General features: G+C 64.7%; 17 protein-coding genes. 10 read left to right on the top strand and 7 right to left on the bottom strand.

Annotated elements, in window-relative coordinates:
* Positions 1-145: 145 nt before the first annotated feature.
* The 3 genes from IVB12_RS28265 to IVB12_RS28275 all read left to right on the top strand — a co-directional run bounded on the left by IVB12_RS28265 (position 146) and on the right by IVB12_RS28275 (position 2257).
* Complete coding sequence (locus IVB12_RS28265) at positions 146-1372, top strand: Spy/CpxP family protein refolding chaperone (RefSeq protein WP_247304014.1); 1227 nt, start codon at positions 146-148, stop codon at positions 1370-1372.
* 253 nt (positions 1373-1625) lie between these two features.
* Positions 1626-1856 carry an AbrB/MazE/SpoVT family DNA-binding domain-containing protein gene (locus IVB12_RS28270; protein WP_247304016.1) on the top strand — a complete coding sequence of 77 codons (231 nt, stop codon included), beginning with the start codon at positions 1626-1628 and terminating at the stop codon, positions 1854-1856.
* Positions 1853-2257 carry a PIN domain-containing protein gene (locus IVB12_RS28275; RefSeq protein WP_247304018.1) on the top strand — a complete coding sequence of 135 codons (405 nt, stop codon included), beginning with the start codon at positions 1853-1855 and terminating at the stop codon, positions 2255-2257. Before IVB12_RS28270 ends, IVB12_RS28275 begins: the two co-directional genes overlap by 4 nt.
* 480 nt (positions 2258-2737) lie before the next feature.
* On the opposite strand, the gene IVB12_RS28280 is transcribed toward IVB12_RS28275, so the two are convergent.
* Positions 2738-5185, bottom strand: coding sequence for an adenylate/guanylate cyclase domain-containing protein (locus tag IVB12_RS28280; RefSeq protein WP_247304020.1), 2448 nt, complete (start codon positions 5183-5185; stop codon positions 2738-2740).
* A gap of 173 nt (positions 5186-5358) precedes the next feature.
* Positions 5359-7407 (bottom strand): AsmA family protein, encoded by a 2049-nt coding sequence (locus IVB12_RS28285; protein WP_247304022.1) that lies wholly within the window; start codon positions 7405-7407, stop codon positions 5359-5361.
* A 233-nt stretch (positions 7408-7640) separates the two neighbouring features.
* Here IVB12_RS28285 and IVB12_RS28290 point away from each other — a divergent pair, with 233 nt between their 5' ends.
* Positions 7641-8315: a Crp/Fnr family transcriptional regulator gene (locus IVB12_RS28290; protein ID WP_247278655.1), complete on the top strand. Its 675-nt coding sequence runs from the start codon at positions 7641-7643 to the stop codon at positions 8313-8315.
* Positions 8316-8343: 28 nt separating this feature from the next.
* Here IVB12_RS28290 and IVB12_RS28295 read toward each other — a convergent pair whose 3' ends face one another.
* From IVB12_RS28295 to IVB12_RS28310, 4 genes are all read right to left on the bottom strand, one after another.
* Positions 8344-11502, bottom strand: coding sequence for an efflux RND transporter permease subunit (locus IVB12_RS28295; protein WP_247304025.1), 3159 nt, complete (start codon positions 11500-11502; stop codon positions 8344-8346).
* The gene (locus IVB12_RS28300) at positions 11502-12431 is read right to left on the bottom strand and encodes an efflux RND transporter periplasmic adaptor subunit (RefSeq protein ID WP_247304027.1); all 930 of its coding nucleotides are present in this window, start codon (positions 12429-12431) and stop codon (positions 11502-11504) included. The genes IVB12_RS28295 and IVB12_RS28300 overlap by 1 nt, the downstream gene beginning before the upstream one ends.
* 158 nt (positions 12432-12589) lie before the next feature.
* Complete coding sequence (locus IVB12_RS28305) at positions 12590-13261, bottom strand: OmpA family protein (protein ID WP_247304029.1); 672 nt, start codon at positions 13259-13261, stop codon at positions 12590-12592.
* A gap of 144 nt (positions 13262-13405) precedes the next feature.
* Positions 13406-14929, bottom strand: a complete 1524-nt coding sequence (locus tag IVB12_RS28310; RefSeq protein ID WP_247304031.1) for a caspase family protein — start codon at positions 14927-14929, stop codon at positions 13406-13408.
* A 375-nt stretch (positions 14930-15304) separates the two neighbouring features.
* On the opposite strand from IVB12_RS28310, the gene IVB12_RS28315 reads away from it, so the two are divergent.
* Positions 15305-16111, top strand: coding sequence for an N-acyl homoserine lactonase family protein (locus IVB12_RS28315; protein ID WP_247304033.1), 807 nt, complete (start codon positions 15305-15307; stop codon positions 16109-16111).
* A gap of 58 nt (positions 16112-16169) precedes the next feature.
* Here IVB12_RS28315 and IVB12_RS28320 read toward each other — a convergent pair whose 3' ends face one another.
* Positions 16170-16712 carry a MarR family transcriptional regulator gene (locus tag IVB12_RS28320; RefSeq protein ID WP_247304036.1) on the bottom strand — a complete coding sequence of 181 codons (543 nt, stop codon included), beginning with the start codon at positions 16710-16712 and terminating at the stop codon, positions 16170-16172.
* A 109-nt stretch (positions 16713-16821) separates the two neighbouring features.
* On the opposite strand from IVB12_RS28320, the gene IVB12_RS28325 reads away from it, so the two are divergent.
* The 5 genes from IVB12_RS28325 (at position 16822) to fahA (ending at position 22460) form a co-directional block, all read left to right on the top strand.
* Complete coding sequence (locus tag IVB12_RS28325) at positions 16822-18435, top strand: FAD-dependent oxidoreductase (RefSeq protein WP_247304038.1); 1614 nt, start codon at positions 16822-16824, stop codon at positions 18433-18435.
* A 7-nt stretch (positions 18436-18442) separates the two neighbouring features.
* The gene (locus IVB12_RS28330) at positions 18443-18676 is read left to right on the top strand and encodes a DUF2783 domain-containing protein (protein ID WP_247304040.1); all 234 of its coding nucleotides are present in this window, start codon (positions 18443-18445) and stop codon (positions 18674-18676) included.
* A 24-nt stretch (positions 18677-18700) separates the two neighbouring features.
* Positions 18701-19657, top strand: coding sequence for an MBL fold metallo-hydrolase (locus IVB12_RS28335; protein ID WP_247304042.1), 957 nt, complete (start codon positions 18701-18703; stop codon positions 19655-19657).
* Positions 19658-19659: 2 nt separating this feature from the next.
* Positions 19660-21006 carry a homogentisate 1,2-dioxygenase gene (gene hmgA, locus IVB12_RS28340; RefSeq protein ID WP_247304044.1) on the top strand — a complete coding sequence of 449 codons (1347 nt, stop codon included), beginning with the start codon at positions 19660-19662 and terminating at the stop codon, positions 21004-21006.
* A 179-nt stretch (positions 21007-21185) separates the two neighbouring features.
* On the top strand, positions 21186-22460 hold the full coding sequence (gene fahA, locus IVB12_RS28345; RefSeq protein WP_247304045.1) for a fumarylacetoacetase: 1275 nt from the start codon (positions 21186-21188) through the stop codon (positions 22458-22460).
* Positions 22461-22809 lie beyond the last annotated feature (349 nt).

The following is a 22809-nucleotide window of genomic DNA, read 5'->3' on the forward strand; positions in this document are numbered from 1 at the left end:
CCCTTTGCCGCTCCGGAACAATCGGTTCCCCCAGGCGTCATTGTGACGCGACGCAATGCGCGCTTGGCGCTGGGAGGAGGCCGAGGTGGTCGGGTCAGCTTTCGTGTCCAGACGCATGGGACTGGCGTTGGCGGGCGCTGCCCTCATGTGTGTGGCAGTGCTGCTGCCTGACAAGGCCGAGGCCCAGTTCGGATTGCGCGGCGGTCCGCTCGGCGTTGCACGGTTTGCCGTCGGCCACATGATCGGCATGTCGCGCTTGCGCCATGCCCGCATGGCGGTGCGCGGTGGCCGATACCGTTCGGCCGCGCTGAGGTCGCAGGATCCCCGCGGCGCCGAGCGCGGCCAGCCTGCCAACCCTTACGTCCTGCGTGCGGCGCTCACGGCGCAGGCCGCGCTGTCGGGCTGGCAGGGCGGTCGCCGTCAGCAGGGATGGTGGCGCCATCCCGACGGCAGCTATGGCTGGGTCGGTCCGGTGTTCTGGCCGTTCGCGCATGATGATCTCACCACCGCGGTCATCTTCGGCGACACCACCAGCCTCTCGCTCTATGGCTATGGCGACATCTATGCGGCGATCTTCGCGCCCTACGTCGCCACCGAGCTTGCTGCCTACGTCGCGCCGCAAGGCCGGGGCGCGCGGCGAATTCCGTCCGCGGAGACTCTTTGCGAAGCCAGCGACGCCGGCAGCCTCCCCGTCGAGCGGATCACTGCCGCCGTGGCGCCGAACGAATTGCAGCGCACCGCGCTCGACGAGCTCGCATCCGCCTGGAACGCCGCGCGCGACACCATCCGTACCGCCTGCCCGACGCAGGCCCCGGCCACGGCCGCCGAGCGCCTCGGCCTGATGCGCGAGCGGCTCCAGGCCATGATCAAGGCCATTGACGCGGTCGCGCCGCCGCTTTCGAAGTTCGTCAGTCTCCTCAATGACGACCAGAAGACAAGACTCAATGCGCTCGCCAATGAGCGTCGCGCCGCGCTAGCGGCGGCTCTGCCCAAGGACGCGCCGGCGGCCGCCGCCTGCAAGCCGGACTATGATCCTCGCTATGACGAAAAGGCGCAGCGCCAATACGAGCAGCTCGTGCAGCAGCAATGGCCCGTTGCCGAGATTGCTTCCGCGCTCAAGCTCGACGAGGTCGCCCGCGCCCGCCTTGACGTGCTCCAGGACACCACTCTGCGCACCATGGAGACACTGAGCGCCTGCCCGGCGGAGGCCGCCGCGACACCGCAGGCCCGCCTCGCCGCCGTGAAGGCGCGGCTGGAGACAATGCTGCAAGCGGTCGGCGGCGTCAGCGATGCACTCGACGATTTCGAGGCGGATCTGAGCGACGAGCAGAAGGCCGGCTTCGAGGCGATCGGGCCGAAGCGGGGGGCGTGAGCGCCCAGCTCCAAGTATCTGCAACGCAAATGTCGGCGATGCTGCGCACCACAGACAATCCATGCCCGTCTTCGAAGGCCTGCCGTCCTGCAGATCCTGCGATGAGCCCTGTGCTCCTGCCGCGGCACTCGGATGTTCTTCCTTAGGCGACGAAGGACGCCGGACGCATCGATAAGTCGGCTGCTGGGCCTCTCGAAACTGGATGATATCCAGGCCGTGATATACAACAATTTTTGTATATCATGAGGGTTCCATGCTCGTTTGCAAGTGGGGAAATAGCCTGGCCGTTCGCCTGCCCAAGGCACTCGTTGAGGCTCTGAAGCTTTCACCAGGCGACGAACTCAATGTGGTGGCAGCCTCGAAGGGCCAGCTCGCAGTGGAGAAGATCGACAAGCGGGCGGAATTTCTCAGGCAGGCGGAGCAGTTCCAGTTTGCGCTGCCCGAAGGCTACAAGTTCGTCCGCGACGAGGCGAACGAGAGGTGAGCGCCTTCTTCGATAGCAACATCCTGATCTACGCCTACTCGACCGACGCCCGGCGCCAGCGGGCGCTGACTACGATCGCCGGCGGTGGCGCCATCAGCGCGCAGGTGCTGAACGAGTTCACCAACGTGTTCCGCAAGAAGCAGAAGCAGGGCTGGCTCGTGATCGAGGCAGCTGTGCAATCCCTCCGCTTTCGTTTCCCCGACATCGTGCCGCTGACATCAGACACGCACGCTGCGGCGCTTGCGCTTGCCCGCGATCACAGCCTTGCGTTCTATGATGCTCTGATCGTTGCCCCGGCAATCGAGGCCAGCTGTGACACGCTCTACAGTGAAGACCTGCAACATGGCTGCAGCATCCGCGGGCTCACCATCGTCAATCCGTTTCTTGGGGACACGCCGTGAACGCTCGCGCCAGCACGGCCTCGCGGATTTCTGGGTCATCGGGCGCTCCGCCGTCATACCGCACGACGATGTCAGCGCCATGCACGCGATAATCCTCCGGCAGAAGAAGCGTGAAGCCGTGCATCAGCGGATAGCCGCTGACCGGATCGAGCGGCCATTGTTCGCTCGTGATGCCCGGCGGCAGCCAATAGACCCAGCCGTGATCGCGCGCACGTCGGCGGGACGGTCCAGCATCTGCAAATCATACGCACGCGTAGGCAAGGCAAACGCCACGATCGTCTCCATCCGATTCTGACCTCGCCGTTGAGGCGATGGTCAGTCGCGAGGAGGCGGGATGTGGTTCGTGGGGATGCTGCCATCCTCCCAGTGTTTTGCCTGACGTGTCAAACCACGCCACCACCGGCGCGAGGCCCTCGTAAGTCATTGATCTTGCAGCCCCCGCCTACTGTGCATGGGGTTGTTTTCGCACTTTTGTTTTGGCTACCCTCGCCGCCGCACCGCGGCCGCATCCACCACGTTCTCCACCTCCTCGCGCCAGGACAAGATCTCCATCGCGAGCACGGGGTGATTGAAGCCCTTGAGATGGAGATCGTCGAGGGCGCGGGCTTCGACCCAGGGTTCGACCATGCCGTAGACGCGGCGGCTCACCACGATCTGGTTGGGCTTGGCCTCGCCGCAGAGGCGGGAGGCGAGGTTGGTGACGCTGCCGATCGCGGCATATTCCAGCCGCTGCTCGAAGCCGACCTGGCCGAGCGTGGCATAGCCGAGCGCAATGCCGATGCCGAAGCCGAGGCTATGGCCGCGGTTGCGCCAGCGCTCGGTCAGCGGGCCGATCGTGTCGCGCATCTCCACCGCCATCTTCACGGCGCGCTTGGTGTGGTCCTCGAATTGAATCGGGGCGTTGAACAGGATCATCACGCCGTCGCCGGCATATTTGTCGAGCGTGCCCTCATACTTGAAGATCAGCTTGCCGAGCGCGGCGTGATATTCGCGCAGCACGTTCATCGCCTCTTCCGGCTCGGTCGCTTCCGTGAACGCGGTGAAGCCGCGCAGATCGCAGAACACCACGGTCACCTCGCGGCGCTGGCTGGTGAGCAGCCCCTCGGGGCTGTCCGAGGAGGCGATCAGCTGCGCGACCTGCGGCGCCAGGAAACGCTCGAGCTTGCGGATGCGCTCGATCTCGCCGAGCTGGGTCTTGACGCGCTCCTCCAGCGACTTGTTCCAGTCCTTGAGCTGCTCGGTCTGCTCGCGCAGCTTGTCAGCCTGGGCGCGCACGGTCTCGTTCGCCGCCTCCAGCGCGCGGCTCTTGTGGTCGACCTCGGTGAACAGCCGCGCATTGCGCATCGCCAGCACCGCCTGGTTTGCAAAGGTGCGCATCAGGCCGATGATGCTGGGGGCGAAATCGCCGCTGGCACGGCGCAGCACCACCAGCGAACCGAGCGTGCCCTGCTGATCGACCAGCGGCACCACCAGCACCGAATGGAAGCCGGCATTGACGGCGACGTCGCGCAACGGCTGCTCGAAGGCATGTTCGAGATCGGCCAGCGCGATCGGCTCGCCGCTCACCGCCGCATCGCTCAGGATGTTCTCGCCTTCCTCGATGGTGAGGTGGGCACCGTCGGCCGATTTGCCGATGCCATTGGCCTCGACCAGGCTGAAGCGGCGCTCATCCGCCTCATAGCCGTAGATCAGCACGGCATCGGCACGGGTGATCTCGATGGCGCGGGCGGCGATCGTCGGCAGCACGGCATCGAGATCGAGCGAGGAGGCGACCGCGCGGCCGACCTCTTCCAGCACCTTGAGCTCGTGAATCGACTGCGCGAGATCACGGGTGCGCTCCTCGACCTTGGTCTCCAGGTTCGAATAGGTCTCCTGAATCTGATCGGCCATGCGGTTGAACTGGCTTGCGAGGTCCTCCAGCTCGTCCGAGGTGCGCACATCGATGCGATGACTGAAATCTCCCTCGCCAAGCTTATGGGCGCCGTCGCGCAGCGCCGTGATCGGGATGATCATGCGGCGGGCGAGCAGCGTGCCGGCGAGGATCGCGACCATCAGGCCCATGCCGATCAGGAGCGCGATGCGCACGAGCTGGTCGCGGATCGGCATCAAGGCCTGCGTGGCCGGCTGCTCGAACAATACGCTCCAGCCGAGCTTCGGCAATGTGCTCGCGGCGCTCATCACCGCATGGCCGTTGAAGTCGGTGCCCGACGTGTCCGGCTCGCGGCCGGGCGCGATCGCGGCCGCGACCTGCGGCAGTTTTGACAGATCCTTGCCGACATCAGGCCCTCTAGGGGACGTCGCCAGCACGCGGCCGCGCGGGTCGACCACATAGGCAAAGGCGGCCTTGCCGACCTGGGCGTCGGACAGGAGCTCGGAGAGGAAGCTGAGATCGATCTCGGCGACAGTGACGCCGGCGTTGAAGCCGGAATGCGCCACCGAGATCGACATGTAAGGGGTCCGGTCGGCGAACCAGGCCGGCGCGTAGCTGACGCCGCGGGCGACGGTGTCGGTGAAGCGCATGTCGCGGGAGAGGTCGGCATTGCTCCCCGTCGTGGTCGACTGGCGCGAGACGCGCAGCACCTCGCGGCCCTCGCCGTTGAGCTGGAATAGCTGGCTGACGACCGAGACCTGGTGCAGGAGCGACGCGTAGTCGGCACGGCGCTTCTCGAGCGTATCCTGGCTCGCCCGCGTCACCCAGCTGATCTGGCGCTCGAGCTCCGAAATCGACTGCTCGACCCGCCGGGCGGCGCCTTGCGCCTTGTCCTCCAACCCGTCGATCAGCTGTGTCCTGGTGGCGCGATAGGAGATCCAGGTCTCCATGGCACCGTTGACGGCGAGCACGAACACGACGAGGCCGACGAGGGAGACAACGTATTTGGCGAACAGGCCCTCGCGTAAAAACCGTGTCTTGTCGTTCGCTCCTACCATCCCGATCCTCTCGCGCCGCCATTGACGCTGCGCGCTACGGGCCCTACCGGCGCTGGCAGCCTTCTACCACAATTCGGGCCAAGGATTGCCAAGGCGGCCGGCCGAGCCGCCGTTGTGGTTACCCGCTGCCGATGTAAGGGATCGCTGTGGAGCCCAGTGCGCGGGTCCGCCAATCACCGATTGAAGAGCTGCCGCAGCACGTCGTTCATTGGCTGACTGTCCTGCTGTACCATCGGCGGGTCCTCCAGGGCGGGGGCGGCAGGCGAGGCCTGTGGCGCCGACGTTGATGGCGTCGCCGGCAGGCTGCGGCTGCGGCCGGTGCCAGCTCCCGCGCCGCTGGAAAGCCCCTGCTGGATCAGATTGCCGATGGCTTCGCCCAGGGGACCGCCGAGCGGATTGTTCTGTCCCGGCTGCGAACCTTGTGGATTGGCATTGCCGCTCGCGCTGCCGCCGCCCGGTGCGGTGGTGCCGCCCAACCCCAGGCCGCCCAGGATATTGCCAAGCCCGGCGCCATCGGGGCCGAACAGGCCCTTGCCCATCTCGCGCAGCTTGGCATAGGCGGCATCCGGATTGTCGAGCACGCCGGCCATGTCGGGATAGATCCGCGGCTGCGACCAGGTGCCCTGGATCATCACGGGGATGCCGAAGCCGACCGGGTCGGAGGTACGGCCCTGACCCTCGGTCGTCATCACGAGCTTGGGCTCGACGCGGAAGCCCATCATCTTGGTGTCGAGGGCGATGGTGCCGGCGCCGGTGACGCGCACCAGCGGCCCGGTCAGATTGAGATCGGTCGTCACCGCCTGGCCCTTGTCGATGCGGAAGGAGGCCGAGAGCTGCGACAGGTCCGTGCTCTGCTCCTGGCTGGGGTCCTGATTTTCCTGCCAGCCGGACAGCGTGCCCATGGTGAGCGAGCGGATCATCTGTGCGACGTTGATGCCGCGGATCGCGCCGTCCTGGAAATTCACGAAGGCCGTGCCCTGCATGTTCGCCATCAGCGCGCGCTGGCTGGTGCCGGCGCTGCGCAAAGCGAGCTTGGCCTGCAGCTTGCCGTCGATTCGGTCGAATTCGGCAAGGCCCTGGAGCAATGGCCGCGCGCGGACACCGACGAGATCGGAATGCATGGCGAAACTCGGTGCGCCGGTGGTCGCATCCAGGATGATCTCGCCCGAGACCTGACCGCCATAGGCGCCGAGATTGGCGGTGCTGGCCTTCAGCACGCCGCCGGCGAGTTTTGCATCGAGCGCGAGCGGCGAGAGGTGCGCATCGCCGATCACGGCCTCGTTCGCCGAGATCCTCACTTGCGCGTCGACATAGTTGAGCCCGGAGACGTCGATCGGCGCATTGCTCCAAGGCTGCCCGGCCGCGCCCTCCGGCGATTTTGCCAGCGGAATCGCGAGCCGCTGGAAGTCGAGATCGACCTTGACCAGCGGCTTGCTCGCGATATCGACCGAAGCCCAGCCGTTGAAGGGGCTGTCGCCGAGCCTGCCGTTCAGGCCGTTGATCATCACGATGTCGCCGCTCAGCCGGATCTCGGCGTGACCTGCGAGCTGGGACTTCAGCACGTCGGGCATGTCGATGGCGAAGTCGACCGGGATCGTCGGCCGGTCGCCGGTCGCCGCCGGCGTGGTCCCCTTGATGTCGAACTTGGTTGGATGTTCGCCGACGCGCGCGGCGCCGGTGATGTTGACTTTGCGATCGCCACCAACGACCGCCTCGGCGTTGATGGCGCTGATGCGGCCCTCGACGCGATCGCGCACGCGCGCGAATGCAATCTCGCCGTCGGTGATCTTGACGCGGTCGATGGTCGCGCCATTCGTGTCGAGCGCGAGCGGCTTCGACGCGGTGCCGGCATTCGGCAGGCGCTCACGCAGGAGCGGCTGGTAAAGCACGGGATGGATCACGACGAACTCGCTGATCTCAGGCCGGCCCGACCACACGCTGGAGAGCGACATGTCGGCCTGCAGGCTAGCGATCGTCAGGCGCGTGATGCCGCTGCGGTCCTTCGGGTCTTGCAGCGTGAGGTCGCTCAGAGTGACGTTCAGCGTCGGCCACAGGCTGATCTTCGTGGTGCCGTCGATCGACAGGCGATAGCCGGTCGCGCTCTCGACCCGCGAGGCAATCGTCGAGGTCAGGAAGCCGGAGGGGATTCCGACCACCAGAAGGATTGCAATCACGATGATGACGGCGGCCATTGCCGCGCCGACGAACTTCATAGCTCTCATGTCGACTTCCCAGCGACGGACGATCGGCGGCGAACCCGGCAGATTACCGTCATTTGCACGTGAGTTTATCCCGGGACGGGAAGCGGCTCCAAGCACGCAAAAATAATCGGGAGGTGCTGCAAAGTTATGTGACTTATGCCACACTTCTCCGGCGCGGTTTTACGCGATCCTAGGCTGATGGTTCCAAGCGATTTGCCAAGGACATTCACGAGTAAATTGACAAGGACATTGAAATGAGCAAGCAGGCCGAATTTGCGGTCATCCTGAAGATGAACGCGATGTTCGCTGACCTCGGCGCGGACGAGCTCCAGCGGCTGTCCGGTCTCTGCCACACCCAGCATCTGGCGAGCGGCGAGGTGCTATTTCAGAAGGGCGATCCAGGAGACGCGCTGTTCGGCGTGCGCCGCGGCCAGGTCCGCATCGAGACCGGCGCCTCCGACGGCAGCCGGCTGACGCTGAACTTCATGGGGCCAGGCGACCTGTTCGGTGAGGTCGCGGTGCTGGACGGCCAGAGCCGCACAGCCGATGCGACCGCGGGCGAGGCGAGCGAATTGTTCGTGCTGCGGCGCGAGGATTTCCTCGGTTTCCTCGAGCGCGAGCCGAAGGTCGCGATCAAGATCATCGCGCTGCTCTGCCAGCGCATCCGCTGGCAGAGCGAGCGCATGGAGGAATCCATGCTGCAACCGCTGCCGGTCCGGCTGGCGCGGCGGCTCTGCGCGCTCGCCGCCGATTTCGGCTCGGAGGTGCACATCTCGCAGGAGCAGCTCGGCGTCTTCGTCGGCGCCGCCCGTGAAAGTGTCAACCGCCAGCTTCAGGCCTGGCGCAAGGAGGCAATCCTCGATCTCCAGCGCGGCCGGATATTGCTGAGGAACATGACGAAGCTGACCGCGATCGCACGGAACGAGTAGAACTTACGAGCGCGCCTTGTCCCGACAGCTACTCCGCCGCTGGGCGCGCGAGGTTCTTCGGCGCTGGCGCGGTTTCCGCCGCTTCCGCCGGCGCTGCTCCGTGATGACCGGCGACCACCGCGTCCTCGCTGTGCACGATCAACCGCTTGGCGAAGCGCCAGATCAGGGCGCCGAAATCGTCCATCACCATGAACATCGCAGGCACGAACACCAGCGACAGGATGGTCGAGAAGATCAGGCCGCCGATCACCGCGAGCGCCATCGGTGAGCGGAACTCGCCGCCGGCACCGACCGCGAGCGCGCTCGGCATCATGCCCGCGGCCATCGCGATCGTGGTCATCACGATGGGGCGGGCGCGCTTCATGCCGGCGTCGATCATGGCCTCCTCGCGCGGCTTGCCGGCGCGAATGGCTTCGATGGCGAACTCCACCAGCATGATCGCGTTCTTGGTGACGATACCCATCAGCATCAGGATGCCGATCCACACCGGCGTGGTGAGCTGCTTGCCGGTGACGAGCAAGGCGGCGATCGCGCCGCCGATCGAGAGCGGCAGCGAGAACAGGATGGTGATCGGCTGGAGGAAAGTGCCGAACAGCAGCACCAGCACGGCGTAGACCATCATCAGGCCGGCCGTGATCGCGGTCGCAAAACCGTCGGACAGCTCGTTCAGGCTCTCGGCGTCGCCGGAGGGTGAGACTTTCACGCCTTTCGGCAGACTCTTCATCACCGGCAGGTCGTAGATCTTCTTGGTGGCATCGCCGAGCGCGGCGGAGCCGACAAGGTCGGCCGCAACGGTCGCCTGCCGCTCGCGGTCGTAGCGATTGATGCTGGTGGGGCCCTGGTCGAGCTTGACGTCGGCGATGACCGAGAGCGGCACGCCGCCCTTCTCGCCGTGCTCCCCGAGCGGGACACGGAGCTGCTCGAGCGTCTTCAGATTGCCGCGCGCGGCGTCTTCGAGCTGCACACGGATCGGCACCAGGCGATCGCCGACGTCGAACTTGGCGAGTGCAGGCCCGACGTCGCCGATGGTGGCGACGCGGATGGTCTGCGACAGGCTTTCGGTCGAGACGCCGAGCCGCGCGGCGAGATCGGCGCGCGGCTCGATGCGCAGCTCGGGTCGCTCCAGCGAGGTCTCCGAGATCACGTTGGCGATGGTAGGAATGCGCTTCATCTGCGTCGCAAGCTCGCTCGCGACGTTGTTGACGATGTTGGGATCGACACCGGTCACCACCAGCGAGATCGCGCGCAGGCCGTTCTCGTCCAGGAACCAGAAGCGGATGTCGGGAACGTTCTCCAGCTCCTGGCTGATCGAGAACTCGAGCTCGCGCTGGGTAATGTCGCGGCTGTCCTTGGGCGTGTAGTTGATGATCAGGGCGGCGCGCCGGACTTCCTGAGTGCCCGGCGGGACGCGCCCACCGTCGACGAAGATGCTCTTCACCTCGGGCCGCTTGCGCAGCCGCGCGACGATGTCCTCGGTGACCTTTTCGGTGTAGGCGAGCTGAGTGCCAGGCGGCAGCTCGAGGGCAAGCAGCGAGCGGGCGCTGTCCTGCGCCGGCAGAAAGCCCTGCGGCAGCAGCGTGATGCTCCAGATCGAGGCGGCGAAGACGCCGAGCCCGATCAGCACCGTGATAAAATAGTGCTTCACCGACCAGGCCACGATCCCATGATAGGACCGCAAGATGCGGCCGGGCGGCGGCTCCACATGCGTGTGGTGCTTGAGAAAGTAGGCGGCTAGCACCGGGGTGACGAAGCGGGCCGCCAGCAGCGAGAAGAATACTTGCACCGAAACGGTGATGCCGAACTGCTTGAAGAACTGTCCCGCGATGCCCGACATGAAGCTCGCGGGTGCGAAGATCGCGATGATGGTCAGCGAGATCGCGATCACCGCGAGGCCGATCTCGTCGGCGGCCTCGAGCGCGGCACGGTAGGGCGACTTGCCCATGTTCATGTGCCGGACGATATTCTCGATCTCGACGATGGCGTCGTCGACCAGAATACCCGTCGACAGCGTGATGGCGAGAAAGCTGACGAGGTTCAGCGAGAAGCCGAGCAGGTCCATCGCCCAGAACGCCGGGAAGATCGACAACGGCAGCGAAATCGCGGCGATGATGGTCGCGCGCAGGTCGCGCAGGAACAGGAGCACAATGACAACGGCGAGGATGGCGCCTTCGAACAGGGTCGAGATCGCCGCGTGGTAATTGCCCTTGGTATATTCGACCGAAGTGTCGATCAGCTTCAGATCGACGTCGGGATAGGAGGCCTTCAGCGCGTCGATGCGCTTTTGCACGGCCTCGGCTACCTTCACATCGCTGGCGCCCTTGGAGCGCTTGATGCCGAGCGCGACCACCGGCTCGCCGTTGAAGCGGGCGAAGGTGCGACGGTCGGCAATGGTGTCGGTGACGGTGCCAAGATCGTCGAGCCGGACCTCGCCGCCGCCGAACAGCGGGATCATTGTGCCGGCAAGATCGCCCAGCGTCTTGGCGCCGGCGAGCGTGCGGATGGCCTGGTCGTTCTTGCCGATCTCGGCGCGGCCGCCGGCGACGTCGACATTGGTGCCGCGCAGGCTCTGGCTGACATTGACCGCGGTCAGGCCCATCGCCTGCAATCGATCGGGGTCGAGCGAAACCAGGATCTCGCGCTCGACGCCGCCGATGCGCTCGACCTGGGCGACGCCGCGCACACCCTGCAGCGCGCGCTTGACCACGTCGTCGACGAAATAGGAGAGCTGCTCGGGCGTCTTGCCGGGCGAGATCGCGGCATAGGTGACGATCGGCAGGCCGATGACGTCGACGCGCTGGATCAGCGGCTCAGTGACGTTCTGCGGCAGGTTGGAGCGCACACGCGTCACCGCGTCTTTGACGTCGTTGAGCGCGCGGTCCGTGTTGGTCTCCAGCGCGAACTGGATCGTGGTGACCGACAGGCCGTCGGTGATCGAGGAGGTGATGTGCCGCACGCCCTCGACGCCGGAGACGGCGTCTTCAACCGTCTTGGTGACCTGGGATTCCAGCTCGGCCGGCGCAGCGCCGAATTGCGATACCGCGACCGAGATCACGGGAATGTCGGCCGACGGCAGCCGCGTCACCGCAAGTTTGGTGAAGGAGGTCCAGCCGAGGATCAGGAGGATGATCGAGAAGACGACCGACGGCAACGGATTGCGGATCGACCATGCCGAGATATTGAGAGCCATCAGCGTACCCGCGTGCGATCGAGTTCATCGGCGAACATGGTTTTGATCTGGTCGCCGTCATGGAGCGAAGAGCCGGCGTCGGCGACGACGATTTCGCCGACCTCGAGCCCTTCCAGGATTTCCGTCGCGCTGTCGGACGACAGTCCGACCCGCACCTTTCGCGTCTCGACAATGTTGCCCTTGACGACTTGCACGGTGAGATGGTCGATCGCGGTCTTGGGGATCGAGACGCCGCAGCTTCGCTTGGCATCGATCGAGGCGCGGGCGAATACGCCGACCTTCAGCGAGGGATTGTTAGTGACGCTGATGCGCACGCGCCCGAGCTGGGTCGCGCGGTCGATTTCGGGCGCAACCAGCCGGACCCGGCCGATCAGATCGGGCGCGTCGTCGCGGCTGATGCGCACGGTCGCACCGGAGCTGAGCTTGGGCATGTGAACCGCCGGGACCTGGGCGTCGAGCTCGATTTCGCTGTTGACGGCGATGCGGAACATCGGGCCGGCCTGCGGCGAGGCCGGCGCGCCGACGATGGTGCGGACCTCGGTGATGAGGCCCGGCGCAGGCGCCTTCAGCGAGATCGGGCCTTGCGGGCCGGGCCGCTGCGGTTGGCCCGGCATCTGCGGCGGCGCGGTCAGGCGCGCCAGTTCCTGATTGTCGGTGACAACAGTGCCTTCGGTGACGAAGAGGTCCGTAACCCGCGAGCCTTCCTGGTCGGCCACGACCACGGCCTCGCGGCGCGGCACGAAGAAGCCGGTCACCCGCACGAGGTCGGAGAAGCAGGCATTGGTCGATTTCGTCACGATGACGAGCGCCTCGCCCGGCGTTTCCTTTGCCTCAGGGCGATGCCGATGCTCAAACAGATAATAGCCGAGGCCGAGCGCCACGACGAACACCACCGTTCCCGCCGGCTTGAGATATTCGGAAAGGTTCATCGCCGGATCATCCTGGCCTGGCTCACGGCCGTCCGTACGAGGCCTATCGAGAGCGTTTCCCTGAAATGAAGCGGCGTCCCGCAGGGCTGCGGGACGCGCTCTGGAAGCGAGACGTTACACCACATCACGACTTATCACTGCAAAGGATTGCGTCGTGCTTACTTGGATGCGGTGGTCTTGTTTTCCATGTTGACGACCTGCACGCGGCGGTTGACCTCCGCCATCGGCTGGCTCGGATCCTTCAGCTTGCTCTTCCCGTAGCCGACTGTGACGAGGTCGGTCGCGGAGATGCCGTACTTGTCGACGAGGTAGCGCTTGATCGAATCGGCGCGGCGTTCCGACAGGTCCTGGTTGTAGGCTTCGCCGCCTGCGGCATCGGTGTGCCCGGCGACCACGAAGGTCGAGCCCTTGAGGTCGGGGCTGGTCAGCGCCCGGCCGAGCGCCTGCACGGACGGCATCGACTTGGCACTGATATTGGCGGAGTTGTAGTCGAACGTGATCTCGAGATCGATGTTCGGCTTGTCCTTGGCGACCGAGGCGATTTCCTCGCGCTCGCTCGACGACAGCGAGCGCGTCGAGCGGCCACGCATGGACTGGATCAGCTTGGTCTCCGCCGCGTTCGGCGCGGGATCGGCCTGCGGAGCGATCGAGAGGCCGCGCGTCAAAGGCTTCTTTGCCGGCGGCGCGAGCGCGCGGACGATCTCGTCCTCGGTGACGTTCTTGCTGTTGCTTTCGTCGCCCGCGACGGCGGGCGGAGCCGGCAGCGACAGAGCGGCGCCGATGGTGATGATCGACAGGATCGCGGTAAGTCCCTTTGCAGCCAATCTCATAGCAGTCCCTCCTGCGCAGCCAGCTCGCGCGTTTCCAAATTCCTGCAATAAGCCCTCGGGAAAGCCCCCTTGCGGCATCCGCCCATTAGTCTTTCTTGGGCTGTTCAAGGTTCGAGGCGTGTCTTCCCTCAACTCAAAAAAATATCAACGCACTCCGTAACTTGCGAATTCCTGAACGATGTTCGGATCCATCGCCTTGGCATTGGCGATGTCGAGCGCACCTTCCTGGGCGGAGCCGTTGCGCTGCTTGGCAAGCCCGCGTCCGTAGAGCGAGGAGGTCAGGCGGGGATTGATCTTCAGGGCCGCGTCGAAATCGGCGATGGCGTTCTTGACCGCTCCCGATTTCAGGTTGACGAGCCCGCGGCTGTCCAACGCATCGACGAAGTTCGGCCGCAGCCGCAGCGCCTCGTTGCAATCCTTGAGTGCGCCCTGAAGGTCGCCGACCACGGTGCGGGTCCAGCAGCGGTTGTTCAGCGCCTCGACGTCCTTCGCGTTGATGCGGAGCGTATCGTCGAAATCCTTGATGGCGAGGTTGTAGGCGCCCTTGCTGGCATAGACCTGGCCGCGCCGGTACAGCGCGTTCACGTCGTCCGGATTGGTGGCAATCTTGGCTGTGAGGCTCTTGATCGTGGGGTCGTCAGCCAGGACGGCGGGGCTCGGCCCGCCGTCCGCGTTCGGCGCGGGAGCGGGATCAGCCGGCTTCGCGGGCGCCAGCGGTGGCGGCAGGGCGGCCTCGACCTGCGGCTTCGGCGAGGGTGCCGGTGCAGGAGGAGGGGGTGGCGCCGGCGACGCAACCGTGTCGGCCGGCTTCGTCGGCGGAGGCGGTGTCGGCGGCCCGGGTGGTGCCGGCGGCGGGTTGTTGGCGACCACGGCCGGCGGCGCCGGTGGTGGCGTCGTCGACGGCCGCGATCCGCCGGCCCCCGGAATGAACGAGAAATCTTCAGCCAATGAAGAGGATATCCATGGTACCTGCTCGCCGCGCGAGGCGCGGGTAACGCCCATCTTGGTGCGGTTCAGCGTCTCCTCGGCCATCAGGTCGGGAACGCGAATTTCCTTCAGCAGCTCCTGGACGAACAGGCTGTGCTCGCCGCCGGCATCCGAGACCACCGAGGCCAGCGCCGCCGAATACATCACCAGGGTGCCATTCGGCGCGATGACCGGGGTCAGGCCGGCCGAGAAGCTGCGGAACCGGCGCTCGAACGGGTTGCGCCTGGAGGCATCGATCAGCGCGATCTTGACGCCGGCACCGCGGGTGTTGAGCTCGCCAAGCACGCTCTCCAGGCTGAAACCGTCGCGGCGCACGTCGGATTCGGTCCAGATCTGCGCATCGACCGGCAGCAAGTAGCTCTGACGCGCGGACTGGATGCCGAACCCGCTGAAGAACACCAGCGCCACCGAACCCGGCTTGATCTTGCCGTAGAGCTTGTCGAAGGCGCGGCGCATGCCGTCGCCGGTCAGGTTCTCGCCGATCTCGACGGAAAAGCCGTCGCGCTTGAGCTCGTCGGCGACGTCGCGCGCATCATTGATCGGTTCCTTCAACGGGGCATCCGCATCCGGATATTTGGCGTTGCCGATCACCAGCGCAAAGCGGTCGCCAGCCGCAAGCGTCGGAGCAGTCGGGATAAGCGAGATGAGCAGGGGCAGCAGAAAAAGGAAGCGATTTTTCATAATCAGCGCGGTCCAGCCAAAAAGGCGCCGTTCCAGCTTGCGCCGCGGCGACCTTAACTTACGCTCTAGGCATTATCAAACCGGGGACGGGGGGCGTCAACCGCTTGGACATTCGGCTTTATCGCGACGATCGACCGCAAGGCATGGGCACGCTGCGAGTGGAATAAAGGGGGGCTGTCATGGTTGTGCTCGATGCATCTGGCGCGATCCTGTCTGCGGGATGTTAGGACAGCCAGGGCGACGAAAATGTGATTGCTCTCACATTGCAGGACTGCGGCCGTTGCAACCCCAGGTGTTTGACCTTTGCTGCGGACAATGGCTTGGTGCGCCGGCTCGTCCCGCAGGTCCACTCAGAAAAAAACAAAGAGCACAGGCATGGGAAACGTCCACGAGATCTACGCACTGCGCTATGCGACGATGTCGCCGCGCACTCCTCACATGAACTTCCTCGTGCCCGACCCGCATGACAGCGCGGCACAGGACCTCGATTACTTCGTCTGGCTGATCCGCGGCAGCGGTCGCGACATCCTGGTCGATACCGGCTTCAACGCCGAGGAGGCGAGCGCCCGGGCACGCAAGCTGACGCTCAATCCTGTTGACGCGCTGGAGCGCTTTGGTGTCGCCGCGGCCGCGATTCGCGATGTCATCGTGACGCATCTGCATTACGACCATGCCGGCAATCTCGATCGCTTCCCGCATGCGCGCTTCCATCTCCAGGAGCGCGAGATGGCTTACGCGACCGGCCGCTGCATGTGCAATGGCCTCTTGCGCCATCCGTTCTCGGTCGAGCACGTCACGCAGATGGTGCGCCATGTCTATGGCGAGCGAGTTACGTTTTATTCGGGCGACGGCGAGGTCGCGCCCGGCGTGACCGTGCATCGGGTCGGCGGCCATTCCGACGGCTTGCAGGTCGTCAGGGTCGAGACCGCGCGCGGACCGGTGGTGCTGGCGTCCGATGCCGCGCATTACTACGCCAATCTTCAGCGCAAGAGCCCATTCCCGATCGTCTACAATGTCGGCGACATGGCGCAAGGCTGGGAGACGATCGAGCGCCTCGCCGGTCACCCTGATCGATTCATTCCCGGTCATGATCCGATCGTGACGGAGATCTATCCGCGCGCCAGCGACAGGATCGATGCCTGGGCGCTGCACCTGCCGCCGACGCGATCGTTTGCGAAGTGACGCGGTAGCGTCATTCCGGGTTCGCCGCTGTCGCAGCGCCCTGGAATGACAGTATCGCCTAATACGCCTGCTTGGCGTCCGCCTCTTCGCTGGTCTGGATCAGGTCGAGGCTCTCTTCGATCTTGCCGAGCAAAGCCGAGAGCTGCTTGCGCTCCTGCGCGGAGAGGCAGGCGAGGATCTCGTCTTCCCGTCGCAGCAATTGCGGGAACAACTCCTCATAGAGCGCGCGGCCCTTTTTCGTCAGTTGCAGGCGAAATTCGCGGCGATCGGCTTCGTTCTCGACCCGCTCGATCAGCCCCTGCTGCAGCAGCGCCGTCACCGCACGGCTGATGGTCGATTTGTGCGTGCGGGTGCATTGCGAGATGAATTGCGCGCTACAGGCGTCGTTGCGGAAGCCGAGCGTGGCGATCACGCGCCACGCCGGAATATCGAGGCCATGCCGTTCCTGATATTCCACCGCGAGCGCGGAACTCACCTCCGCCGCGAGCCGGTTGAGGCGGAACGGCACGAACTTAAACAGATCGAGTCGAGGCTTTGGCCGCGATGAAGCCTCTTCGGCTTCGCGTGTCCTCAGCGCGATGTCACTGGATGTCCTTGCCAAGCAGAGCGCTCCGAATTCAGTTGACGGCCGGCCGGCTCCGGTCCAAAATAGTTGCACGTGAGACTATCTAGCAGATCAGTCCTCTCCTGACCAGAGCCGAGGTTAGTGCATGGCGCAGGCCAAATCCCAGTTCGGCTACCAACGCCACCCCGATCAGGATCGTTCGGGCCAGGACCCGGCCGCGCATCCGCTCGTGGTCGTCGGTGCGGGTCCGGTCGGGCTGTCGCTGGCGATTGACCTTGCCCAGCGCGGCCAGCGCGTCGTTCTTCTTGATGATGCAGACCGTATCGGCGAAGGCTCGCGCGCGATCTGCTTCTCCAAGCGTTCGCTGGAATATTGGGACCGGCTCGGCGTCGGCGACCGCATGGTCGAGAAGGGCGTGGTCTGGAGCGTCGGCCGGATCTTCCACGGCGAGTCGCAGCTCTATCAGTTCAACCTGCTGCCCGAGGACGGTCACAAGCGGCCGGCCTTCATCAACCTTCAGCAATATTACGCCGAGGCCTTTCTGGTTGATCGCATCCAGGATCTGCCTGCGATCGACCTGCGGTGGCGCAACAAGGTGACGGCGCTGGAGCAGCGCAACGATGCCGTCGCGCTGACGATCGAGACGCCCGAGGGCGCCTATCGGCTGCACGCGCAATATGTCGTCGCCTGCGACGGCGCGCGATCCTCGCTGCGACAGATGGTCGGCGCCGAGTTCGCGGGACAGGTGTTCGAGGATCAGTTCCTGATCGCCGACGTCAAGATGACCGCGGAATTCCCGACTGAACGCTGGTTCTGGTTCGATCCGCCGTTCCATGCCGGACGTTCGGCGCTCTTGCACCGGCAGCCTGATGATGTCTGGCGCATCGATCTCCAACTCAATCGCGACGCCGATCCTGTCGTCGAGAAGAAGCCGGAAAACGTGCGGCCGCGCATCGCGCGCATGCTCGGGCACGACAAGTTCGAGTTCGAGTGGATCTCGCTGTACAAATTTCAATGCCGGCGGATGGACCGCTTCATCCACGGCCGCGTAATTTTTGCCGGCGATTCCGCTCACCAGGTCTCGCCCTTCGGCGCACGCGGTGCGAACTCGGGACTCGAGGATGCCGAAAATCTCTCCTGGAAGCTCGACCGTGTGCTGCGGGGGACTTCGCCCGCGAGCCTGCTCGAGAGCTATCATGCCGAGCGCAGCATGGCGGCTGACGAGAACATCCGCGAATCCACCCGCTCGACCGATTTCATGGCGCCGAACTCGCACCAGGAAGCGCGGCTGCGCAAGGCGGTGCTGTCGCTCGCCAAGGAGACCGAGTTCGGCAAGCGCATGGTCAATGGCGGCCGGCTCTCGGTGCCGTGCAGCTACGACTCGCCGCTGTCCTCGCTCGATGCGGATACGTGGCACGGCGGACCGTCGCCCGGCTGTTCCATGCTCGACGCGCCCGTCGCAACGCGGACCGGCGAGCAGATCTATCTGACGGATGCCTTCCGCAAGGGTGGAACGGACTTCACCTTGCTGTCGTTCAGCAATGGCGCGCCGACCGACGTGCCCGATGGCATCAAAGGCATCCGCATTGGAGATGAGGGCGGACTTGCCGATCCCTCGGGCCTGGTCGCGAAACGCTACGGCGCCGAGCCGGGCGCCGCCTATCTGCTGAGGCCCGACGGTTACGTCGCGGCGCGCTTCCGCCGCCCGACGCGTGCGACGATCGCGGCAGCGCTGGCGCGGGCCGAAGGCTTGTATTGAGGTTCTGATGCCGCTCTCCACCAGTTCCAACTTCGCGCGCCCCGACGATGCCTTTCGCGCCATCGTCGAGGCCCATCGCGGGCTCACCGACGAGCAGAGCGCCGATTTCGACGCGGCGCTGGTGCTGATCCTCGCCAACCATATCGGCGACATCGACGTGCTGCGGGAGGCGATCGGACTTGCAAAGCGCCGCATGATCGACGGCCAGCAGCAACAACAGCAACAACAGCAACAACAATAACCCAGTGACCTGAAGGACGAATTGATGGCGAAGAACTTCGCATCCACCGGCGATCTCTCCGAGAAGAAGATCACCTTCTCGGAGATCGGTACCGATCTCTACGCGTTCACCGCCGAGGGCGATCCCAACACCGCAATCATCGTCGGCGACGACGGCTGTCTCGTGTTCGATGCGCAGGCGACGCCCGCAATGGCGAACAAGGTGATCGAGCGCGTGCGCACCGTGACCGACAAGCCGATCAAATATGTCGTGCTGTCGCACTATCACGCGGTGCGCGTGCTTGGCGCCTCCGCCTACAAGGCGCAAGGCATCGTCGCCTCGCAGGAGACCTATCGGCTGATCGAAGAGCGCGGCAAGCAGGATTGGGATTCCGAATACGGCCGCTTCCCGCGCCTGTTCCAGGATGCGCAGAGCATTCCAGGCCTGACCTGGCCGACCCTGACGTTCGAGGGCGAGATGTCGATCTATCTCGGCAAACGCGAGGTGCGCCTGATGCAGTTAGGTGCCGGCCACACCTCCGGCGACATCGTCGCCTGGGTGCCGGACGCAGAGGTGATGTTCTCCGGCGATCTCATCGAATATCACTCGGCCTGCTATTGCGGCGATGCGCATTTGCGCGAATGGCCGCTGACGCTGAACGAGATCCGCAACTTCAATCCCAAGGCGATCGCGCCGGGCCGCGGTGATGCCCTGAAGGGCACAGCCACCGTGCGCGAGTCCATCGCAATGACGCGTGATTTCGTCACAACGCTTTATGGGGCCGCGGAAATCTCCGTCGCCAAAGGGCGCACCCTGAAGGAGACGATGGCGGCGACGCGCGAGGTGATGGATCCGAAATTTTCGAGCTTCGCCATCTACGAGCACTGCCTGCCGTTCAACGTGTCGCGCGCCTATGACGAAGCGTCGGGAATCGACGATCCTGTGATCTGGACCGACAAGCGCGACCAGGAAATGTGGGCAGCGTTGCAAGGAGGAGGATAGTCATGAACATCAACACCTCGCCCGATCAGATCATCCGCAGTTCCGCGCAGGTGACGCCGGGTTACATGTCCGGCTTCGGCAACAGCTTTGAGACCGAGGCGCTGCCGGGCGCGCTGCCGATTGGGCGTAATTCGCCGCAGCGCTGCGCCTACGGGCTCTACGCCGAGCAGCTCTCGGGCTCGCCCTTCACGGCGCCCCGCGGCAGCAATGAGCGCTCCTGGCTTTATCGCATTCGTCCGTCGGTGAAGCATTCCGGTCGCTTCGAGAAGATCGATGTAGGGCTGTGGCGCTCGGCGCCGTGCCATGAATACGATCTGCCGATCGCGCAGCTGCGCTGGGATCCAGCGCCGATTCCGCAGGAGGAGATGACCTTCCTGCAGGGCGTGCAGACCATGACGACCGCCGGCGACGTCAACACGCAGGCCGGCATGGCGGCGCATGTCTACCTCATCACCAAGTCGATGGTGGACCAGCACTTCTACGATGCCGACGGCGAGCTGATGTTCGTACTTCAGCAGGGCAATCTGCTTATCGTCACCGAGTTTGGCCGCATCGATGCCGAGCCCGGCGAGATCGTGGTGATCCCGCGCGGCGTCAAGTTCCGCGTGGAGATCCCGAACGGTCCGGCGCGCGGCTATCTCTGCGAGAACTATGGCGGCGCTTTCACGCTGCCGGAGCGCGGCCCGATCGGCGCCAACTGCCTCGCCAATGCGCGCGACTTCCTCACGCCGGTCGCAAACTACGAGGACAAGGACACGCCGACCGAGCTCTTCGTGAAATGGGGCGGCTCGCTGTTTAAGACGCAGCTCGCCCATTCGCCGATCGACGTTGTGGCCTGGCACGGCAATTACGCGCCCTACAAATACGATCTGCGTACCTTCTCGCCCGTCGGCGCGATCGCCTTCGACCATCCGGATCCCTCGATATTCACCGTGCTGACCTCGCCGTCGGAAACGGCAGGCACTGCGAACATCGACTTCGTGATTTTTCCCGAGCGCTGGATGGTCGCGGAAAACACCTTCCGCCCGCCCTGGTATCACATGAACATCATGAGCGAGTTCATGGGGCTGATCTACGGCGTCTACGATGCCAAGCCGCAAGGCTTCGTCCCCGGCGGCATCAGCCTGCACAATTGCATGCTGCCGCACGGCCCGGACCGCGACGCCTTCGAGCATGCCAGCAACGGGGAATTGAAGCCGGTGAAGCTGACCGGCACCATGGCCTTCATGTTCGAAACCCGCTACCCGCAGCGCGTCACCGCACATGCCGCGACCTCGCCGACGCTGCAAGACGACTATGCAGATTGCTGGAAGGGGCTGGAGAAACGCTTCGATCCAAGCAAGCCGTAGCTTTCTTCCCCTCTCCCCTTGTGGGAGAGGGTCGCTCGCGGCGCAGCCGCGAGACGGGTGAGGGGTTATCTCCGCAAGAGAGCCTCTCTCACTTGGACGCGTGGATAGAACCCCCTCATCCGGCGCTTCGCGCCACCTTCTCCCACAAGGGGAGAAGGAAGAAAGGAACCGAGCCAAAAGTGACAACCCACCCCAACGATCCCAGCCTCCGCTCCTTCATCGAGGTCGATCCCGCCTCGGACTTCCCGATCCAGAACCTGCCCTATGGCGTGTTCTCGACCGTGGCCAATCCGACGCCGCGGGTTGGCGTCGCTATCGGCAATTATGTGCTCGATCTCTGGAAGCTCGAGCAGGATTCCCGGCTCGACGTCGGGCCGCTCGGTATATTCTCCGGCGCCTCGCTCAATCCGTTCATGGCGCTGGGGCCGAAGGTCTGGACGACAACGCGGGCGCGGATCAGTGAGCTCCTGCGCCACGATCATCCGGAGCTGTGCGACAACGAGGAGTTGCGCAAGCAGGCGCTCGTGCCGATGCGCGATGCAAAACTGCATCTGCCCTTCACCGTCTCCGGCTACACCGACTTTTATTCCTCCAAGGAGCACGCCACCAATGTCGGCGTGATGTTCCGTGGCAAGGACAATGCGCTCCAGCCGAACTGGCTGCATATGCCGATCGCTTATAATGGCCGAGCCTCGACCGTCGTAGTGTCAGGGACGAAAGTGAAGCGACCGCGCGGGCAGCTGAAGCCGCCGAATGTGGACTTGCCGAGCTTCGCGCCGTGCAAGCGGCTCGACTTCGAGCTGGAGATGGGCGTCGTCGTTGGCCAGCCGTCGCCGATGGGCGGCATGCTCACCGAGAGCCAGGCCGAGGAGATGATCTTCGGGTTCGTGCTGCTCAACGACTGGAGCGCGCGCGATATCCAGCAATGGGAATATGTGCCGCTTGGCCCGTTCCTGGCAAAAGCATTCGCAACCTCGATCAGCCCATGGGTCGTGACGCGCGAAGCGCTGGAGCCGTTCCGTCTGAAGGGGCCGGAGCAGGAGCCGGCGCCGCTCGATTATCTCAAGCAGAGCAAGCCGCAGAACTACGACATCGCGCTCGACGTGTCCTTGCGGACCGCCGGTGCCAACGCCCCCGCCAGCATCAGCCGCACCAATTTCAAGTACATGTACTGGTCGTCGGTGCAGCAGCTCATGCACCACGCCTCCAGCGGTTGCGCCATGAACGTCGGCGATCTCCTTGGGAGCGGCACCATCTCCGGCCCGGAGAAGAACCAGCGCGGCAGCCTCTTGGAAATCAGCTGGAACGGCACCGAGCCCGTGGAGTTGCCCGGCGGCGCCAAACGCTCCTTCCTGGAGGACGGCGATTCCCTCGTGATGCGCGGCTGGTGCCAGGGCAACGGTTATCGCGTGGGGTTTGGCGAAGTGGAGGGGACGATTCTGGCGGCGGAATAGGGTGCCGCACATTCAGACTTCCTAGGGTGGGCAAAGGCGCGTCAGCGCCGTGCCCACCATTCTTCTGCAATTATCGTGGCGATGGTGGGCATGCTTCGCTTTGCCCACCCTTGTATTAGCCTGATCGGTTATGTTGAGCCGTTCCGTGAGGAATGGCCCAGCCCGGGTGGCCGCCCGAGCTGGGTCGCCGTTCGATCGGATCGGTGCCCACCGAAGCCTTGAGGGCTGTCTGGCGTAGCGAGATCGCGATCGGCACTTCATCGGGACCCGAATGGTTGAACGAACTTTAGGTTCGCATAACAAGGGAGGGATCGACGAAGATGGCCAAGCATAGCACGATCTGTGCCGG

This window comes from Bradyrhizobium sp. 179 (assembly GCF_023073535.1).
Taxonomy (GTDB): domain Bacteria; phylum Pseudomonadota; class Alphaproteobacteria; order Rhizobiales; family Xanthobacteraceae; genus Bradyrhizobium.

Bases quoted from the DNA above. Each gene is read 5' to 3' on its own strand.
- IVB12_RS28265 (WP_247304014.1), top strand. From the start codon at position 146: ATGTGTGTGGCAGTGCTGCTGCCTGACAAGGCCGAGGCCCAGTTCGGA.
- IVB12_RS28280 (WP_247304020.1), bottom strand. From the start codon at position 5,185: ATGGTAGGAGCGAACGACAAGACACGGTTTTTACGCGAGGGCCTGTTC.
- IVB12_RS28335 (WP_247304042.1), top strand. From the start codon at position 18,701: ATGGCGAAGAACTTCGCATCCACCGGCGATCTCTCCGAGAAGAAGATC.
- IVB12_RS28290 (WP_247278655.1), top strand. From the start codon at position 7,641: ATGAGCAAGCAGGCCGAATTTGCGGTCATCCTGAAGATGAACGCGATG.
- IVB12_RS28325 (WP_247304038.1), top strand. From the start codon at position 16,822: ATGGCGCAGGCCAAATCCCAGTTCGGCTACCAACGCCACCCCGATCAG.
- IVB12_RS28330 (WP_247304040.1), top strand. From the start codon at position 18,443: ATGCCGCTCTCCACCAGTTCCAACTTCGCGCGCCCCGACGATGCCTTT.
- IVB12_RS28310 (WP_247304031.1), bottom strand. From the start codon at position 14,929: ATGAAAAATCGCTTCCTTTTTCTGCTGCCCCTGCTCATCTCGCTTATC.
- IVB12_RS28315 (WP_247304033.1), top strand. From the start codon at position 15,305: ATGGGAAACGTCCACGAGATCTACGCACTGCGCTATGCGACGATGTCG.
- IVB12_RS28300 (WP_247304027.1), bottom strand. From the start codon at position 12,431: ATGAACCTTTCCGAATATCTCAAGCCGGCGGGAACGGTGGTGTTCGTC.
- hmgA (WP_247304044.1), top strand. From the start codon at position 19,660: ATGAACATCAACACCTCGCCCGATCAGATCATCCGCAGTTCCGCGCAG.
- IVB12_RS28295 (WP_247304025.1), bottom strand. From the start codon at position 11,502: ATGGCTCTCAATATCTCGGCATGGTCGATCCGCAATCCGTTGCCGTCG.
- IVB12_RS28305 (WP_247304029.1), bottom strand. From the start codon at position 13,261: ATGAGATTGGCTGCAAAGGGACTTACCGCGATCCTGTCGATCATCACC.
- IVB12_RS28270 (WP_247304016.1), top strand. From the start codon at position 1,626: ATGCTCGTTTGCAAGTGGGGAAATAGCCTGGCCGTTCGCCTGCCCAAG.
- IVB12_RS28285 (WP_247304022.1), bottom strand. From the start codon at position 7,407: ATGAGAGCTATGAAGTTCGTCGGCGCGGCAATGGCCGCCGTCATCATC.